This is a genomic window from Streptomyces sp. SID9727 (genome assembly GCF_010550605.1).
Classification (GTDB): domain Bacteria; phylum Actinomycetota; class Actinomycetes; order Streptomycetales; family Streptomycetaceae; genus Streptomyces.
Genome location: NZ_JAAGNI010000204.1, coordinates 1 through 17,278, shown reverse-complemented (window position 1 = coordinate 17,278; position 17,278 = coordinate 1). Strand labels below are relative to the sequence as shown.

General features: G+C 72.5%; 18 protein-coding genes. 10 read left to right on the top strand and 8 right to left on the bottom strand.

Annotated elements, in window-relative coordinates:
- Positions 1-11: 11 nt before the first annotated feature.
- A complete protein-coding gene (locus G3I41_RS13545) occupies positions 12-752 on the bottom strand; it encodes an IclR family transcriptional regulator (protein WP_164400463.1) in 741 nt (246 codons plus the stop codon).
- Between the two features lie 162 nt (positions 753-914).
- Between G3I41_RS13545 and mhpD the strand changes: the two genes are divergently transcribed.
- The 4 genes from mhpD (at position 915) to G3I41_RS13525 (ending at position 4,766) form a co-directional block, all read left to right on the top strand.
- Complete coding sequence (mhpD, locus tag G3I41_RS13540; RefSeq protein ID WP_164400461.1) at positions 915-1,727, top strand: 2-keto-4-pentenoate hydratase; 813 nt, start codon at positions 915-917, stop codon at positions 1,725-1,727.
- Complete coding sequence (locus G3I41_RS13535; protein WP_164400460.1) at positions 1,724-2,671, top strand: acetaldehyde dehydrogenase (acetylating); 948 nt, start codon at positions 1,724-1,726, stop codon at positions 2,669-2,671. Before mhpD ends, G3I41_RS13535 begins: the two co-directional genes overlap by 4 nt.
- Entirely contained in the window at positions 2,668-3,684 is a 1,017-nt protein-coding gene (gene dmpG, locus G3I41_RS13530) for a 4-hydroxy-2-oxovalerate aldolase (RefSeq protein WP_164400459.1), read from the top strand. Before G3I41_RS13535 ends, dmpG begins: the two co-directional genes overlap by 4 nt.
- A 95-nt stretch (positions 3,685-3,779) precedes the next feature.
- Entirely contained in the window at positions 3,780-4,766 is a 987-nt protein-coding gene (locus tag G3I41_RS13525) for a LysR substrate-binding domain-containing protein (protein WP_164400458.1), read from the top strand.
- On the opposite strand, the gene G3I41_RS13520 is transcribed toward G3I41_RS13525, so the two are convergent.
- From G3I41_RS13520 to G3I41_RS13500, 5 genes are all read right to left on the bottom strand, one after another.
- Positions 4,751-5,743: an amidohydrolase family protein gene (locus G3I41_RS13520; protein WP_164400457.1), complete on the bottom strand. Its 993-nt coding sequence runs from the start codon at positions 5,741-5,743 to the stop codon at positions 4,751-4,753. The genes G3I41_RS13525 and G3I41_RS13520 overlap by 16 nt on opposite strands.
- 3 nt (positions 5,744-5,746) lie before the next feature.
- Positions 5,747-6,268 (bottom strand): 3-hydroxyanthranilate 3,4-dioxygenase, encoded by a 522-nt coding sequence (locus G3I41_RS13515; RefSeq protein ID WP_164400456.1) that lies wholly within the window; start codon positions 6,266-6,268, stop codon positions 5,747-5,749.
- A complete protein-coding gene (locus tag G3I41_RS13510) occupies positions 6,265-6,702 on the bottom strand; it encodes a RidA family protein (protein ID WP_164400455.1) in 438 nt (145 codons plus the stop codon). Before G3I41_RS13510 ends, G3I41_RS13515 begins: the two co-directional genes overlap by 4 nt.
- Positions 6,702-7,466 (bottom strand): 4-oxalocrotonate decarboxylase, encoded by a 765-nt coding sequence (locus G3I41_RS13505; protein WP_164400454.1) that lies wholly within the window; start codon positions 7,464-7,466, stop codon positions 6,702-6,704. Before G3I41_RS13505 ends, G3I41_RS13510 begins: the two co-directional genes overlap by 1 nt.
- A gap of 118 nt (positions 7,467-7,584) precedes the next feature.
- Positions 7,585-9,060 (bottom strand): 2-hydroxymuconic semialdehyde dehydrogenase, encoded by a 1,476-nt coding sequence (locus G3I41_RS13500; RefSeq protein ID WP_164400453.1) that lies wholly within the window; start codon positions 9,058-9,060, stop codon positions 7,585-7,587.
- 254 nt (positions 9,061-9,314) lie between these two features.
- Between G3I41_RS13500 and G3I41_RS13495 the strand changes: the two genes are divergently transcribed.
- The 4 genes from G3I41_RS13495 to G3I41_RS13480 all read left to right on the top strand — a co-directional run bounded on the left by G3I41_RS13495 (position 9,315) and on the right by G3I41_RS13480 (position 13,628).
- Entirely contained in the window at positions 9,315-10,637 is a 1,323-nt protein-coding gene (locus G3I41_RS13495) for an MFS transporter (RefSeq protein WP_164400452.1), read from the top strand.
- On the top strand, positions 10,634-11,848 hold the full coding sequence (locus G3I41_RS13490) for a carboxylesterase family protein (RefSeq protein WP_164400451.1): 1,215 nt from the start codon (positions 10,634-10,636) through the stop codon (positions 11,846-11,848). Before G3I41_RS13495 ends, G3I41_RS13490 begins: the two co-directional genes overlap by 4 nt.
- A 231-nt stretch (positions 11,849-12,079) precedes the next feature.
- The gene (locus tag G3I41_RS36380; protein WP_203600939.1) at positions 12,080-12,361 is read left to right on the top strand and encodes a hypothetical protein; all 282 of its coding nucleotides are present in this window, start codon (positions 12,080-12,082) and stop codon (positions 12,359-12,361) included.
- A 16-nt stretch (positions 12,362-12,377) separates the two neighbouring features.
- Positions 12,378-13,628, top strand: a complete 1,251-nt coding sequence (locus G3I41_RS13480; RefSeq protein ID WP_164400462.1) for a hypothetical protein — start codon at positions 12,378-12,380, stop codon at positions 13,626-13,628.
- Between the two features lie 74 nt (positions 13,629-13,702).
- Here the strand turns inward: G3I41_RS13480 and G3I41_RS13475 are convergent, their stop codons facing one another.
- Positions 13,703-14,371 (bottom strand): hypothetical protein, encoded by a 669-nt coding sequence (locus G3I41_RS13475; protein ID WP_164400450.1) that lies wholly within the window; start codon positions 14,369-14,371, stop codon positions 13,703-13,705.
- Between the two features lie 289 nt (positions 14,372-14,660).
- Positions 14,661-15,830, bottom strand: coding sequence for an aromatic ring-hydroxylating dioxygenase subunit alpha (locus tag G3I41_RS13470; RefSeq protein WP_164400449.1), 1,170 nt, complete (start codon positions 15,828-15,830; stop codon positions 14,661-14,663).
- A 177-nt stretch (positions 15,831-16,007) separates the two neighbouring features.
- Here G3I41_RS13470 and G3I41_RS13465 point away from each other — a divergent pair, with 177 nt between their 5' ends.
- Both G3I41_RS13465 and G3I41_RS13460 read left to right on the top strand, forming a co-directional pair.
- The gene (locus G3I41_RS13465; RefSeq protein WP_164400448.1) at positions 16,008-16,769 is read left to right on the top strand and encodes an ABC transporter ATP-binding protein; all 762 of its coding nucleotides are present in this window, start codon (positions 16,008-16,010) and stop codon (positions 16,767-16,769) included.
- Positions 16,766-17,278: FtsX-like permease family protein (locus G3I41_RS13460; RefSeq protein ID WP_164400447.1), on the top strand; the 513-nt coding region annotated here is incomplete at its 3' end. The genes G3I41_RS13465 and G3I41_RS13460, both read left to right, overlap by 4 nt.

Here is a 17,278-nt window from a genome sequence, read left to right as displayed (position 1 = left end):
AGCCGCGTCCCTCAGGCGCGGCCGCGTGCCGCCCCCGTGCCGCGCATCACCCGCGAGAGCCCGAGGGCGGCCGTGCGTACGGCCGGTGCCAGCTGGGCGGGCCGGAACCGGGCGCGCGGCACGGCCACGGACAGGGCCGCCACCGCCGTCGGGCCGTCGAACACCGGTGAGGCGATGCAGCTGACCCCGAGGGCCGCCTCCTGCTCCTCGTAGGCCAGCCCGGCGACCTGGATCTGCTCGATGACCGTGCGCAGCCGGGCCGGGTCGGTGATCGAGTGCGGGCTCAGCCGGGGCAGCGGCCGGTCCAGCACCTCCTCGACGAGGGCGCCCTCCGAGAACGCCAGCAGGGCCTTCCCGACTCCCGTGCACGTCAGCGGCAGCCGGCCGCCGATACGTGACGGCAGCGCCAGGGCGTCATGGCCGTGGATGCGTTCCACGTACACCACCTCGAAGCCCTCGCGCACCCCCAGGTGCACGGTCTCGTGCGTCGCCTCGAAGAGGTCCTGGAGGAAGGGCAGCGCCGCCTCGCGCAAATCCTGCCGGCGCGGCACCAGGGAGCCCAGCTCGAAGAGCTTGCCGCCGAGCCGGTACGTCTCGCCCGCACGTTCCAGCAGGCCGAGGCGCACCAGATCGGCGCACAGCCGGAACGCGGTGGTCTTGGCCAGGCCGGTACGCGCGGCGATTTCTGTCAGACGGAACGCTCCGCCGTCCGGGCGGTAGCACTCCAGGACGGCCGCCGCCTTGTCGAGCATGTTCCCCGACGTGCTGTTCCGTGTCATGGAACATATTTTGCCGCCTCCTCGGCGCCACGCCTATACCTGTCGTGCGGCCGACGGCCGCCCCGCCCCATCCCCGCCGGAGGTAACGCGCATGTTCGTCCCACACCGCAGTGCCGCATCCGAGGGGAGGCGGCCGTGACCGCGCCCGAGGCCGTGAACGAGGCGGCGGCCGTCCTGCGGGAAGCCGCACGCACCGGCGTGCCGTGCCCCCCGGTGCGCACGCTGCTCCCCAAGGAGGACGTCGCGTCCGCGTACGCCGTACAGCGGCTGTACGTCGAGCGCTCGCTCGCCGAGGGCCGGCGCCTGGTGGGCCGCAAGATCGGCCTGACCTCGCCCGCCGTGCAGCGGCAGCTCGGGGTCGGACAGCCCGACTTCGGCGCCCTGTTCGCCGACATGGCCGTGCCCGAGGGCCTGCCGATCGCCCCGGGCAGGCTGATGCAGCCCAAGGTGGAGGCCGAGGTCGCGCTCGTCCTGGGCGCGGACCTGCCGCACCGCGAGCCGACCGTCGCCGATCTGCTGCGCGCCACCGCCTTCGCCCTGCCGGCGCTCGAGATCGTGGACAGCCGCATCGCCGGCTGGGACATCGGCATCGTGGACACCGTCGCGGACAACGCCTCCTGCGGCCTCTACGTGCTCGGCGGCACGCCGGTCCCGCTGGACCGGGTCGACCTGCGCGAGGTGGCGATGACCCTCACGAAGAACGGCGAGACCGTCTCGCAGGGCACCGGCCGCGACTGCCTGGGCGGCCCGCTTACCGCGGCGCTCTGGCTCGCCACCACCCTGGCCGGGCTGGGCGATCCGCTGCGTGCCGGGGACCTCGTCCTGACCGGCGCGCTGGGCCCCATGGCCGTCGCGGCCGAGGGCGACGAGTTCACCGCCCGCATCGAAGGACTGGGCACGGTCTCCGCCGCGTTCGGGTCCGCCACCACGCAAGGAGCGCGCGCATGACCACGAAGGTCGCCGTCATCGGGTCCGGAAACATCGGGACCGACCTGATGATCAAGGTGCTGCGGCTCTCCGACACCTTGGAGATCGCCGCCATGGCGGGCATCGACCCCGCATCCGACGGCCTCGCCCGGGCCCGCCGCCTCAAGGTGGCGACCACCCACGGAGGCGTCGACGGACTGGTGGAGCTGGACGAGTTCGCGGACGTGTCCCTCGTCTTCGACGCCACATCGGCCGGCGCGCACCGCCGCCACGACGAGGTGCTGCGAGCCCTGGGACGTACGGTCGTGGACCTCACCCCGGCCGCCCTCGGCCCCTACGTCGTGCCGCCCGTCAACGGCGACGCCCACCTGGGTGCCGCCAACGTCAACATGGTCACCTGCGGCGGCCAGGCCACCATCCCCGTCGTCGCGGCGGTGAACGCCGTGACGCCGGTGCACTACGGGGAGATCGTCGCCTCGATCTCCTCCCGCTCGGCCGGACCGGGGACCCGGGCCAACATAGACGAGTTCACCGAGACCACCTCCTCGGCCATCGAACAGGTCGGCGGAGCCGCACGCGGCAAGGCGATCATCGTCCTCAACCCGGCCGAACCCCCGCTGATCATGCGGGACACGGTGCACTGCCTGGTCGGCGACTGCGACGACGCCGCGGTCACCGCCTCGGTGGAGGAGATGGTGGCCCGGGTCCGGACCTACGTGCCCGGCTACCGCCTCAAGCAGAAGGTGCAGTTCGACCGGGTCACCGGCGACGACCCGCTGCGCACGCTCCTCCCGGCCGCCACCCGGTCCGAGGACGCCGCCAAGGTGTCGGTGTTCCTGGAGGTCGAGGGCGCCGCCCACTACCTGCCCGCCTACGCCGGAAACCTCGACATCATGACATCGGCCGCCCTGCGCACCGCCGAACGCATGGCCGCCCACCGCGCCACGGAGGTGGCCCCGCGATGACCGCTCTCTACCTGCAGGACGTGACCCTGCGCGACGGCATGCACGCCGTCCGCCACCGCTACACCGTGGACCAGGCCCGCACCATCGCCACGGCTCTCGACGCCGCCGGGGTCGCCGCGATCGAGATCGCGCACGGCGACGGCCTGTCCGGCTCCAGCATCACCTACGGCGTGGGCGCCCACACCGACTGGGAGTGGATCGAGGCGGTCTGCGACAGCGTCGAGCACGCCGTCCCCACCACCCTGCTGCTCCCCGGCATCGGCACCCTCCACGACCTGAGGCAGGCACACGCGCTCGGCATCCGCTCCGTCCGCGTCGCCACCCATTGCACCGAGGCCGACATCTCCGCCCAGCACATCGCGGCGGCCAGGGAACTGGGCATGGACGTCGCCGGGTTCCTGATGATGTCCCACATGGCCGAACCGGCCGAACTCGCCCGCCAGGCCAAGCTGATGGAGTCCTACGGCGCCCACTGCGTCTACGTGACCGACTCCGGCGGGCGGCTCACCATGGACGGCGTCCGCGACCGCGTCCGCGCCTACCGCGACGTACTCGACCCGGCCACCGGACTCGGTATCCACGCCCACCACAACCTCGGCCTGGGCGTCGCCAACTCCGTCGTCGCCGTCGAGAACGGCGTCACCCGCGTCGACGCCTCCCTCGCCGGCCAGGGCGCGGGCGCCGGGAACTGCCCGCTGGAGGCGTTCGTCGCCGTCGCCGACCTCATGGGCTGGGACCACGGGTGCGCCCTGTTCCCCCTGATGGACGCCGCCGACGACGTGGTCCGCCCGCTCCAGGACCGCGAGGTGCGCGTCGACCGGGAGACCCTGACCCTCGGGTACGCGGGCGTCTACTCCAGCTTCCTGCGCCACGCCGAGACCGCCGCCCGCAGGTACGGTCTCGACACCCGCGACATCCTCGTGGAGGTGGGGCGGCGCAAGATGGTCGGCGGCCAGGAGGACATGATCACCGACATCGCGCTCGACCTGACGAGGACGGACGCCCACGCGTGAGACGAACGGACGGGCCCGGTCGTGCACCACGGTGACGAGCGGGCCCGCCGCTGCTTCGGGACGGGAGCCGGGAACGGCTCCGTTAGGGTCGTAACGTGGACATTCCCCGCCTGCTCGACGGCCGGCTGAAGATGCGGCACCTGCTCCTGGTGGACGCCCTCTCGCGGCAGGGATCGGTCGTCGCGGCCGCCGGTGAACTGCACACCACCCAGCCCGCGGCCACCCGGAGCCTGCACGAGCTGGAGGACATCCTCGGCGTCCCGCTCTTCGAACGGGGCCCCCGGGGCGTCAGCGCGACCGTCTTCGGCGAGGCGTTCACCCAGCACGCGCGCGCCGTCCTCGCCCAGCTCGCCCAGGCCGGCCGGCACGTGGTGGAACTCGCCGAGGCGGACCGGGGCACCGCCGTCGTGGGCACCCACCTGGCCGGCTCCAACATCCTGCTGCCCCGGGCCGTCGCCGCGCTCAAGCGGGCCCACCCCTTCCTCACGGTCGTCGTGCGCGAGGCGTCCCCCGAGGACCTGCTGCTCGACCTGGAAGCGGGGCGCGTCGACCTCATCGTGGGCAGGCTGACCGCGTCCTCCGGCGAGGGCCTGATCCGCCGCCCCCTCTACGACGAGTCCATCGGCCTGGTCGTGCGCGCCGGCCACCCGCTGACCGCCGCACCCGGGGCGGAACTCGCGGACACCCTCCACTTCCCCTGGATCCTGCCCGGCCAGCAGACCGTGCTCCGCCGCGAGGTGGAGGAACTCCTCGCGCTCCAGGGCCTCGGCCTGCCGCGCAACCGGGTCGAGGCCACCTCGTTCCTGACCGTGCGCCAGCTGCTCCTGGAGACCGAGGTGGTGGCCGTCCTGCCCGGCTCCCTGGTCCGGGACGACGGCCGACTGGCCGAGCTCCCCGTGCCGCTGGACCGCATCGGCCACCGCGTGGGGCTGACCCTGTCGGCCGACCGCACCCTCAGCCCGTCGGCGCGGGCGCTGATGGAGAGCCTGGAGGAGGCGGCCGTCGGGATGACGGCAAGGCCCCCGGACCCGCGAGGCGCGGACCGGGGGCCGGACGAGCCGTGGGATCAGAGCCCGAGGTAGCGCTCCGCGTTCCCGTACGTGATCTTCTGCCGGGCCGTCTCGCTCAGCGAACGGCTCTTGCGCACCACCGCGCCCGCCGGACGCTCGCCCAGCGGATACGGGTAGTCGCTGCCCACCATGACCCGGTCCTCGCCGACGGTGTCCACAAGGAGGCGCAGCGCGCGGTCGTCGAAGACGACCGAGTCCACGTGGAACCGGCCCAGATAGTGCGAGGGCGGGTACTGCGACGTACCGATGACGTCGTTGCGCCCGTGCCAGGCGTTCTCCATCCGGCCCAGCCAGAACGCGAACGATCCGCCGCCGTGCGCGAAGCAGATCCTCAGGCGCTCGTCGATACGGTCGAACGCACCGCCCAGGATCAGCGCCAGGATCGACAGATGGGTCTCCGCCGGCATCGCCGTCAGCCACCGTGCCATCCAGCGGTCGAGCCGGGGCGAGGAGTCCATGTCCCAGGGGTGGACGAACACCGGCACATCGAGCGACGCGCAGTGCTGGAGGAAGGTGACGACCCCCTCGCTGTCCAGGTCCCGGTCACCGACATGGTTGCCGATCTCCACCCCCCGGTGGCCGGCGGCGACCGCCCGCTCCACCTCCCGGCAGGCGGCGTCCGGGTCCTGGAGCGGCACCTGGCAGAACGGGATCAGCCGGTCCGGCGCCGGAGCGGTGATCTCCAGGGCCAGATCGTTGAAGATGCGGGCGATCTTCGCGGCCTCGGCGCCGCTGCGGCCGTAATGGAAGAACGCCGGGGTGGGGGAGACCACCTGGGCACGCACCCCGTCCGCGTCCATGTCGCGCAGCCGGACTCCGGCGTCCCAGCAGTCCGCCTGGATCCGGCGGAACTCCGAGGAACCGGTCATGATCATGGCCTCGGTCTCGGACTCGATCCGCAGCCACGGGGCGTCCGGGCCGCCGGGCTCCGACAGGTCGGGCCAGCCGCGCGGGACGTAGTGGGTGTGGACGTCGATCAGGTCTGCCACCGGTCAGCCCTTCCCGGGGTGGAGCGCACCGCAGGCGGAGCAGACCCGGGCCCGCTCGTCCTCGTAGAACTTCTCGAAGACCGGCGGGAGGTCGGCGACGATGTCGCGGACCTGGAGCTCGACCTCGTACACGGTCGCCGAACAGGAGGGGCAGAACCACAGGAACTTCTCCAGCGTGCCCTCCTCACGCACCCGCTCGATCACCAGGCCGATGGAGTCGGGGTCGGGGCGCTGCGGGGAGTGCGGCACGTTGCCCGGCAGCAGCCACGCCTGCCCCTCCTTGATGTGGACGGTCCGAGGGCCCTCGTCGGTCATGAGGTTGACGTGCATGTCCCCCTTGACCTGGTAGAACCACTCCTCGTACGGGTCGAGGTGGAAGTCCGTGCGCTGGTTGGGGCCGCCGACGATCTGCACGATGAAGTCGTTGCCGAGCGACATGGTGCGGTTGTTCACCGGGGGCTTCAGCAGGTGCGCGTGGGCGTCGATCCAACCCTGGAAGTCGATGACCTCGGGGATGTCGGTCACGGTGTCTCCTTCGTGGCGGTCGCGGCCGGCAGATGCGCCACGGCCTGGATCTCGATGAGCAGATGGGGGTGGGGGAGCTGGTGCACGGCGACGGTGGTCCTGGCCGGGCCCGTCTCGTCGAAGTACTGGCCGTAGACCTCGTTGTAGCCGCCGAAGTCGTTCATGGAGACGAGGTACGCGGTGACCTGGACGACGTCCGCGAGGCCGCCGCCCGCGTCGGCGAGGATGTCACCGATGTTCTCGATGACCGCGCGGGTCTGCGCGCGGATGTCGAGGTCGGTGGTGCCCAGCTCGTCCGTCGCCACTCCCGCGAAGGAGTTGTCGGGCCGGCGCGAGCTGGTGCCGGAGACGAAGACGAGGTCTCCGGCGCGGCGGAAGTGCGGGAACCGGCCGCGCGGGCGCGCCTTGCCGGGGACGACCCGTCCCTGTTCCATCAGATCCCCCTCACGCCGACGCGGCCGATGCCGTCGACCTCGCACATGGTCTCCCCGTGCTCCAGCGGGATCGCCGCGGTGGCCGCCCCGGCCAGCACCACCTGGCCGGCCCGCAGCGGGATGTGCCGTCGCCGTGCCAGGTCGAGCAGGGCCCGCAGGGCGTTGACCGGACCACCGAGGATGGCCTCGGTCGAACCCGACACCTCCCGGTTGGCGCCCGACAGCCGTACGGCACGGCCGGACACGTCCTGTACGGGGGCCCAGGCGCCGATCGCATAGGCCGCCGCCGAGGTGTTGTCCGCGACGACGTCCTCGTAGGTGAAGCGGAAGTCCCGGTAGCGGGAGTCGATGATCTCCAGGGCGGGCGCGACGGCGTCCACGCAGGAGACGAGGTCGGTGGCCGGGTCGTCCGGGTCCACGTCCCGGCTCAGCCGGTAGGCGACCTCCGGTTCCACCTTCGGGTGGATGAACCGGGACAGCTCGATCGCACCGCCGTCCGGAACACACATGGCGTCGGTCAGCCGGCCGACGATGATCTCGGAGACTCCCATCTGCTCCATCTTGGCCTTGCTGGTGAATCCCAGTTTCACGCCGGTGATCCGCTCACCCCGCTCCTCGCGCAGGGCGAGGAGCGCGCCCTGGACGGCGTAGGCGTCGGCAACGGCCAGGGTGTGCGTGTCGGCCAGGCTGAGGGTGTCCGTGACGGTGCGCTGCGCGGTGTCGAGCCGCGCGGCCAGCGTCCGGACCGTTTCCTCGGATATCAATGGGGGCCTCCTTCACCGGGGTGCGGGGCGTTGTCGCCCATGGTCATGTCCTTCCGGCCGCCCGGCTCGGGGGCGGCCTGCTCGGTCGGAGTCGGGGAAGCCGAGGCGGGGCCGGGCGTCACAGCTGGACGCACACGTTGGTCGGCTCGGTGTAGAAGTGCAGGGACGAGGCGCCTCCCTCGCGGCCGAGACCGGAGAGGCCGACGCCGCCGAAGGGCGAGCGCAGGTCGCGCAGGAACCAGGTGTTGACCCAGGACATGCCGACGTTCATCGCCTGGGCCACGCGGTGCCCGCGACGCAGGTCCCGGGTCCACACGGAGGCGGCGAGGCCGTACTCCGTGTCGTTGGCCAGCCCGATCGCCTCCTCCTCCGTGTCGAACGGGATCAGCGCCGCGACCGGTCCGAAGATCTCCTCACGTACCGGGCGGTCGGCGTTCGTCAGCCCCGTCCACAGCGTCGGCTCGATCCACGATCCGCCGTCCAGCTCCGCGCCGAGGACCGGCGTGCCGCTCCCGGTGAGGGCCTTCGCACCGAGCTGTCCGGCCAGGTCCAGGTAGCCGCGCACCTTCTCCCGGTGCGCCTGCGAGATCAGCGGCCCCGTCGTCGTGGCCGGGTCCAGCGGGCTGCCGAGCCGCAGCGAACGGGCCCGCTCGACCAGGCCGTCCGCGATGTCCGCGAAGACCGAACGGTGGACGTAGACCCGCTCCGTACACAGGCACACCTGGCCGGTGTTGGCGAACACGGACCGGGTCAGGCCGTCCAGGGTCTCCTCGACGTCCGCGTCGGCGAAGACCAGTGCCGCGTTCTTGCCGCCCAGCTCGAAGGAGACGGGGCGCACGCGCGGTGCCACGGTCTTCATGACGTGCGCGCCGGTCGCCGTGGAGCCGGTGAAGGTGACGCCGTCGATCCCGGGGTGCGTCGTGACGTACTCCCCGGCCGAGCCGCCCCCGAAGCCGTGCACGACGTTGTAGGCGCCGGCCGGCAGACCCGCCTCGGCGAGCACCTCCGCCAGCAGCGCCGCGGTGCCGGGCGTCTCCTCGCTGGGCTTGACCACGACGGCGTTGCCGCAGGCCAGGGCCGGGGCGACCTTCCAGGTGAGCAGCAGCAGCGGCAGGTTCCAGGGAACGATGACCGCGACCACCCCGAGGGGCTTGCGCACCGCGTAGTTGAGGGCGTGGCGGCCGCCCGGCAGGTCGGTCAGGAAGGACTCCTGGCCGGCGGCCGCGACGACGTCGGCGAACGTACGGAAGTTGGAAACGGCCCTGGCCACGTCGAGGTCGCGGGCGAGGGTCACGGGCTTGCCCGTGTCGGCCACCTCGGCGGCCACGAACTCCTCGAACCGGGCCTCGATCAGATCGGCCGCCCGGCGCAGGACCTCGGTGCGCTCCCGGACCGGGGTCGCCGACCACGGCCCGAGCGCCTTGCGCGCCGCCGAGACGGCCCGGTCGACCAGGGGGGCATCGGCCTCGTGGACGAGGGAGTGCACACGGCCGGTGGCCGGGTCCGTCGCTTCGAAACTCTTGCCGCCGTCGTCCGGGTCGATGAAACGCCCGTCCACGAAGTTGCGGATCCACCGCGAAGTCTGTGCCGTCATGACTCACACCCTGGGATCACGCCGCCATGACCACAAATGACGATTCGGGGCTCAGCTATGCCGACTTCGGTATGCCCCCGGCGAGCAGGCGTTCTCCGAGGGGGCGGGCGACGGCGGGGAACGGGTCCGGTCGCCCGGTATACCCGTCCCGCTATAGCGGCGGGACGAAACGGCATTTGTTCGCCTCTGCCCGGGGACCCAGGATCCACCGAAAGCGCGGGCTTCCCCGCCTTCCCCAGCAGACGAGGTATTCCATGAGCGACGCGGACCGTCCCAAGGGCGCGAGCAGGACTGCGCTTGCCACCCTTCTCGGGACCACATTGGAGTGGTACGACTTCTTCCTGTACGGCACGGCCGCCGCACTGATCTTCGACAAGCAGTTCTTCCCCGACCTGAGCCCCGCGGCGGGCACCCTCGCCGCGTTCTCCACCCTCGCGGTCGGCTTCGTCGCCAGGCCCCTCGGCGGTCTCGTCTTCGGCCACTTCGGCGACCGCCTGGGACGCCGCTCCACCCTGGTGGTCTCGCTGGTGATGATGGGTCTGGGCTCCACCCTCATCGGCGCCGTCCCGAGCTACGACTCCATCGGCCTGTGGGCTCCGGTCCTCCTGGTCCTCCTGCGCGTCGTCCAGGGCATCGGCCTCGGCGGCGAGGGCGCCGGCGCCACCCTGATGTCGATGGAGCACGCCCCCGAGGGGCGGCGCAACCTGTACGCGGGCTTCCCGCAGATGGGGACGCCCGCGGGCCTGGTGCTGGCCAACCTCATCTTCCTGGCCACCAACTCGCTCGCCGGACACGCCACGTTCACCGCCTGGGCGTGGCGCGTCCCGTTCCTGCTGAGCTTCGTCCTGGTCGGCGTCGGACTGGTCGTACGGCTGCGCGTCACCGAATCGCCGTCCTTCGACCGGGCCCGGCAGGAGGACGAGGTGGTCCGCTTCCCGCTGGCCGAGGCGATGAAGGCCGGACTGCCCCGGCTGGCCGTCACCCTGCTCGCCGTCGTGGCGAACTCCGCGGTCGCGTACGTCTTCATGGTCTTCACGCTGTCCTACGGCACCAAACACCTCGGCTTCGACCAGCAGTTCCTCGTCCTCGGGGTGAGCGGCGCCGCCGTGCTGTGGTTCGTGTCGATCCCCGTATGGACGAAGATCGCCGACCGCAAGGGGCGTCGCACCCTCTTCATCGGCGGTTCCGTCGCCATCCTCCTGTGGTGCGCGGTGTTCTTCCCGCTGCTCGACACCGGCAACGGGGCGTCCGCCCTGCTCGCGCTCGCCGGCATGGGCGTGATCATCCCGGTGACCCACTGCGTCCAGGGCGCCATCATCGCCGACACCTTCCCGGTCCGGGTGCGCTACTCCGGCACCTCGCTGGTCCTCCAGATAGGCGCGGTCCTCGGCGGCGGACTGGCCCCCATGATCTCCAGCGCGCTCCTCGGCAGCGGCGACTCCTCGACCGGTGTGACCTGGTATCTCGTGGGCATGTGCGCGCTCAGCCTCGTCGGCGCGGTGGCGCTGTTCCGGATGGTTCCCGAGACTCCTGTGGAACGGGCCCCACTCGTCCCCGAAACGGCAGGCAAGGCATGAACACCCCCCGGACATCCCGTACCGGCCCCATCCGTTACGCCGCAGCGCCCCGCTTCGCCCGGCCGCGCCCCGCAACGGCCGAGGACCCCGCACCGCAGACCGGCGCGGTCTGCCCCCAGCCGCCCTCGCGCCTGGAGGCGCTGATGGGGCCGCCGCCCGGCCGGCACCCGCAGAGCGAGGACTGCCTCCACCTCACCGTCACCGCACCCGCCACCCGAACGACGACGGGCCGCCCCGTCCTCGTCTGGTTCCACGGCGGAGGCTTCAGCAGCGGCGCCGGCATCCTCGACTGGTACGACGGCAGCTCCCTCGCCGCCGAACAGGACGTCGTCGTGGTCAGCGCGAACTACCGGCTCGGCGCCCTCGGCTACCTCCTGCAGGACGGGGTCAGCGAGGGCAACCTCGGTCTGTACGACCAGATCGAAGCGCTGCGCTGGGTCCGGGCGCACATCGCGGACCACGGCGGCGACCCCCGTAACGTCACCGTCTTCGGGCAGTCCGCCGGAGCCCTGTCCGCCCTGCTCCTCCTCGATGTCCCCGAGGCCCGTGAACTCTTCGGCCGGGTGATCCTGCAGAGCCCGCCCCTGTCCATCGCGACCCGCACCGCGGCCGAGGCGCGGGAGACCGGACGGCGCTTCGCCGCCCACCTCTCCGCCGACCCCCGCACCGCCCCGGCGGCGGACCTGCTCGCCGCCCAGGCACGCACCGCGGCCGACCACCGGCAGCTGACGGGAAACTTCCTGGCCCCGCCGTTCGGACCGGTCGGCGGCGTCGCGCCCCTGCCCGCCGTGGCCGGCCCCGCGCCCTTCACCGGCCCCGCCCCGGACGTGCTGTACGGGTGGAACGCGGACGACATGTCGGCCTTCCCCGAGGGCCCGTCCGACTCGGGAAGCGTCGCCGAGCGCACCCGCCGGCTCTACGAGGAGCCCCTGCGGGACCTGCGCGCTCGGCTGGAACGCCACGGTGCCCGCGCCCACGGCTACCGGCTGGACTGGCGGCCCGCCGGTTCGCCGCACGGCGCCACGCACTGCGTCGAGATCCCGCTGCTCCTGGGGACCGAGCACGCCTGGCGGCACGCCCCGATGCTGGGCGGCCTCGGCTGGGCGGAGGTGGACGCGGTGGGCCGGGGGATGCGCGCGGCCTGGGCGTCCTTCGCCCGTACCGGTGACCCGGGCCCGCTGCCCGCACCACTCGTCGCGCTGACGCGCTGACGGGCTCAGACGTCGGCCGGCATGCCCCGGATCTCCGCCGCCACCTCCCGCAGTTGCTGGAGCAGGGCCCCGGTGCCGGGGCCCCGCGCTGCGCCGGGTGCCCGGCCCGGGTGACCAGCTTCACCGGCTCGGGCTCCACGGGTAGTGCGGCAGGTCCGCCGGCCGGGGTGAGCCGAGGGCACCTCTTCGTACGCCTCCGAGTCGCCGATCATCGGAGGCGGCCTCGCGCCCATGACCGCCGTGGCACTCCGGGACGCCACCGGATCGTCGCTGGGCGTCACGTTCTACGCCGGCGGAATCAGCCTCGTCAGCCTGGTCGCCGCGGTCCTGGTGTTCCGGATGACGCCCGGTGCGGCCGTGCGGCCGGCGCCGGTGGCTGCGCCCGAGCGCCGGAGCGAGGCGGTCCGAGCCCCGGGGTTCCGGCCGCTCACCGCGCATCTCTGGCCAGTTACGCCCTCACGCCGCAACACCCGTGGCCGTTACATTCACCCCGACCCGGACCCGTACACCTGAGGGGGAACACGTGACGATGCGAGTCATACGCCTGCGCTCCGCCGGTCTACTCATCGCGGCGGCCGCCACAGCGACGGCCCTGGCGGCCACCGCGATCGGCCCCGCCGCCGCGCCGGCCGCCGCGGCACCCACCGAGGCGACCTCGCCCCAGCCCGGCGACGCCTGTACGACGGCCGACCTCGGCACCCGCCACCCGTACATCAAGAGCACCGAGGTGTCCCCGACGATCACCCACTTCAAGGGCTGGTACGTCACCGAGGGCACCACCGGCGAACAATCCGTCACCACCACCACGGCGACCACCATCACGGTCTCCGTCGGCCTCGACGACAAGATCGACGCGAGCTTCGCCGTCGACGCCCTGAACAAGGCCGGTGTGAGCGTGGGCCTCAGCGTGAAGATGGAGTCCTCCACCACGAGCACCGAGTCGAACGCGGTCACCTGGAGCTTCAACCAGCCCGGCTACTACGGCGTCTACAAGGGCACCAAGAAGGTCACCGGCACCTACGGAAGCCTCAACTGCAACCGCGCCCAGCAGGCCGACGGCAGCTGGGCGCTGCGGTGGGCCGAGGGCCCGGGCAGCGGCAGCTTCACCACGTACACCACCCTCGAAGAGGGCGCCGTGCGCTGCGAGGACCAGGTCCCCGCCGGAAGCGTCATGGCGAAGGCGCGGGCCCTCCTCGACTGCGGCTCGCCCACCGCGAAGGCCGCGCACCCGGCGGGCGCCGTCGCGCCGACGGCGAAGCAGCTTCAGGACGACGAACCCGCGCAGCACGCGGCCCTCACTGAGCGGCCCAGGAGCGCCGCGCTCGCCGCCCTCGACTGCCAGTCCGCCGTCTACAAGATCGAAGTACCCGGCAAGCCCCTGTCCTGGGGCGCGCCGCTCCTCGCGAACGACGGCGTCCGCCTGCGACCCTCCTCCATCTTCAGCGCCCACCTGGACAACTGGCGCCTGTGCAACGTGACGGAGAACAACGGCGTCCTCGAAGCGACCCTGTGGAACTGGGGCAACGGCGGCTGCGCGACCGTCGCCGAGCAGGACGCCTCCGCCGAACGAGCGATCCTGACGACCGCCTCCTGCGCGGAGGACGACCTCCAGCGGTTCTACATCTACCGCGACGTACCCGGCAGCACCTCGATCGGGGTGCAGAACAAGTACACCGGCTCGATGATGGGCCACGACCGTTACGCGGACGGTGAGTTCATCCGCCAGTACTCCAGCGGCCGGCAGGACGGAACGGGCACGTACCACCTGACCGGAGTCTGAGAACCCGGTCACTCCGCGTCGCCCCGCACACGGGCCTCCGGCCCGGTGCGGGGCCGCCGGTGTCACCGGACGCCTCAGCTCACGGTCCGGCCGCTCACCTGGTCCGGTCCGAAGTAGCGGGCGGTCACCGAGGCCAGCGCGGGCAGCGGTTCGCCCTCCTCGAAACCCCTCGCGTGCTTGAAGGTATGCACCACGCAGGTGCGCACGGGATGCACCGGTCCGTCGTCCATGTCCCCGAGGGCGTTCGCGGACAACGGCCGGTTCTGCGGGTGCGCCAGGGCGAAGCACGCCAGCGTCGTACGTCTGTCCTCGAACCAGAAGTAGTCGGTGATCGCACGGTTGCCGAAGTCCATGTGGGCGAAGACGACGGCGACGTCCTCGGTCCCGTACGGGGCGGCACGCAGCGCCACCGGCAGATCGAGCAGCTTGTCACCGGAGGCGAGCAGCCGTGCCTCCTCGTGGGAGGGGCCCCACGGCGGCGGTTCGTCGTCCGGCTCCGTCGCGTCCCACGGAAACTCTTCGGTCCGCAGCACCGTACCCACGGGCGGCTTGTCCCACCTGGCCCGCCCGCTGACGCCGCCCCAGTTGAGGCTCGCGTTGACACAGAGCCGGCCGGCGACCAGCGTCCACGGCGTCCGCACCACACGCTCACGCGCCAACGCGACCGCCAGCTGTTCGAACGCCTCCGGACGGAGGAGCACCGGCTCGGGGGGTGCGACGAAGGCGTCGGTCCATATTCCCATGCCCCACTTGTAGCAACGGGCCTCGGGCGGGTGCGAGCGTGTTTTCGCCTCGTCCATCCGCATGCGGCGAAGTAGCCGAACATCCCCGCGCCGGCGCCGAGAGGTACGGGCACGCTGGGCCGGGACCCGCAACGGGCGCGGTGGGGTGTGAGGTGGTGCGTGTGAGGTATGGCGAGCCGTCAAAAGGCTTGCAGCCCGCGGCCGGATGCGTCGCCAGTGCGTCGCGCACGAGTACGGCTACTCGGGGAGAGCAGGAGCCGGTTCGCGACGCGCGCACGCCGCGGGTGGGTCAGTGCGCGGGTGCCGCGTCCGCCTGCATGGGTTCCTCGTCTCCGCCGCCACAGAGCCCGGCCCCGCCACCGCAGGGTCCCGCCCCACGCGGGCCCGCGGAGACGGACAGCGGGACGCCGTTGGACCGCAGCGCTTCGCGCACGTCCAGGATCAGGGAGAACACCTCGTGGTTGCGGTCCTCGCCCTGCTCGTCCCACGCCCGCTGTTCCGCCTCGACCGCCATGCGGTCCTGCGCGAAGATGCGCTCGGTGAAGCGCCTGATCAGGGGCGCGGCCGCGGTCAGCACGGCCGGCACGCGGGGCTTCTTGATCATGAGCAGCCCATGGACGTGACAGGCGCGCTGGTCGGCGCCCACGGGCACGTACACCGCCCAGAGGCTGAAGACCGGCTCGTCGGCACCCTCCGGCACCAGATCGAGGGTCTGGTACGGGTACTCGGTACGGATGGTCATCACGTCCCGGGAGCCGCCCGCGATGCCCTCGGCCGCCAGCATGCTGGCGCCGGCGTTGCGCTTGCCCCCGGCGTGCGTGAACAGGTACCTGGCCTCCACCGAGCGGTCGTCGCTCCGGTGACCGATGAGCTCGGGACGGAGCCGGCCGACGACGCCCTGATGCAGGAACTGGTGGTTCATGTCCAGCAGGTTCTCGTGCATGAACGAGTAGTGGCAGCGCACGATCCGGGAGTACGTCAGCGTCTTGTACCGCGGCGAGGAGAAGGCGGGCAGCCGCGGCAGCGCGGACGCCCGCGCCTTCTCCGGATCGCCGGGAAAGACGAACACCAGGCCGTACGCCTCGCGCACGGGATAGCTGCGCACACCCCGGGGCGGCCTGCGGTCGTCCTTCGTCAGATACGGGATCTGCGAGATGCGCCCGTCACCGCGGTAGGCCCACGCGTGATACCGGCAGCGGAGCACCTCACCCTCCACGACCCCCATGCTCAGCGGAACCTGCCGGTGCGCACACCGGTCCTCCAGCGCGTGGACGGCCCCGCTCCGCCCCCGGTAGAGCGCGAGACGCTCACCGGCGAACACGGCGGCGACCACCTTCCCGACCCGCACGTCCCGGGTCAGCGCCACCGGGTACCAGTGATCCGGACCGGCGCCGACGCGCCGCAGATCCACACCCCCGGAGAGCTCCTCCCGCACCACGTCCGCGTCGGTCTCCTTCATGCCTCTCCCTCACAGATGGGGGCACACCGCCCACCTCATGATGGCCGCGCCGGCTCCGGCCGCCCCGTCAAGCGCGTCCGGACCAGTGACGGGGCCCGGCAGGGTGTGGTTTCCCGAACCCCCGATCCGGGTGCGGGCACGATCGAACGCCGCCCCTCACCCGCCGAGGATGAGGACATGACTGAGACGGCGACGGACACCGGGACGGCCATGGCCGCCCGGGCGGAAGACCTGCATCGTGACTACGGACGTGGCGGCGCCGCCGTGCGTGCGCTGCGCGGCGTGTCGGTGGAGGTGGAGTCCGGTACGTTCACGGCGGTGATGGGGCCCTCCGGCTCGGGGAAGAGCACCTTGCTGCACTGCCTGGCGGGGATGGACCGGCCGACCCGGGGCGCCGTCTGGTGGGGCGGTACGGACGTGTCGCGGCTGCCCGAGCGGCGGCTGGCGGTACTGCGGCGCCGCCGGATCGGGTTCGTGTTCCAGGCGTTCAACCTGATGCCCGCGATGACCGCCGCGCAGAACATCGCCCTGCCGTGCCGGCTGGCCGGCGAGCGACCCGACCGGCGCCTCGTGCAGGACGCGCTCGCCCGCGTCGGGCTGGCCGGACGCGAGCGGCACCGGCCCGGACAGCTCTCGGGCGGACAGCAGCAGCGGGTGGCCATCGCCCGGGCACTGGTCTCCCGGCCCGCGATGCTGTTCGCCGACGAGCCGACCGGCGCGCTCGACCGGGCCACCGGCCACGAGATCCCCGCCTTGCTGCGCGCACAGGTGGACGAGGAGGCCGGCACCTGCGTGATGGTCACCCACGATCCGGTGGCCGCCGGGTACGCGGACCGGGTGCTGCTGCTCGCTGACGGCGTCGTGGCGGAGGAACTCCACCGCCCCACGGCCGCCCGCATCGGCGAACGTCTGAGCCTGCTGGGCGGGGGAGGGCGGTGATCCCGCTCGCGCTCGGGCAGATGCGCCGCCGGCCCGCCGCCTTCGCCGGCCTGGCCGCCGCGCTCTTCCTCGCCCTCGCCACCCTCACGCTGTTCGGCTCGCTGCTCGCCGCGGACATCACCGCGCCGGCGGGCCGGGAGGCGGCCCGCGGACCGGGTCTGACGGTGATCGCCGGCGCCTTCGGCGAGATCGCCGTACTGGTCGCGTTCTTCGTCGTGGTCAACGCCCTGGGCTTCGCACTGCGCCGCCAGCAACGGGAGCTGGCCCTGCTGCGCACCATCGCGGCGACACCCCGCCAGGTGCGGCGTCTGGTGCGTGGCCAGGTCGCCGTGACCACACTGGTGGCGGCTCTGCCGGCCTGGGCCGTCGGCGCCGCCGCGGGCCGGGGCATGCTCGCCGAGCTGCGCCGGCGCGGGATGGCGGCGCAGGGGGTACGGGTGCCGGGCACCCCGGTACCGATGCTGGTGGCGCTGGCCGTCACCGTGGCCGTCGGCCTGGCGGCCTCGGCC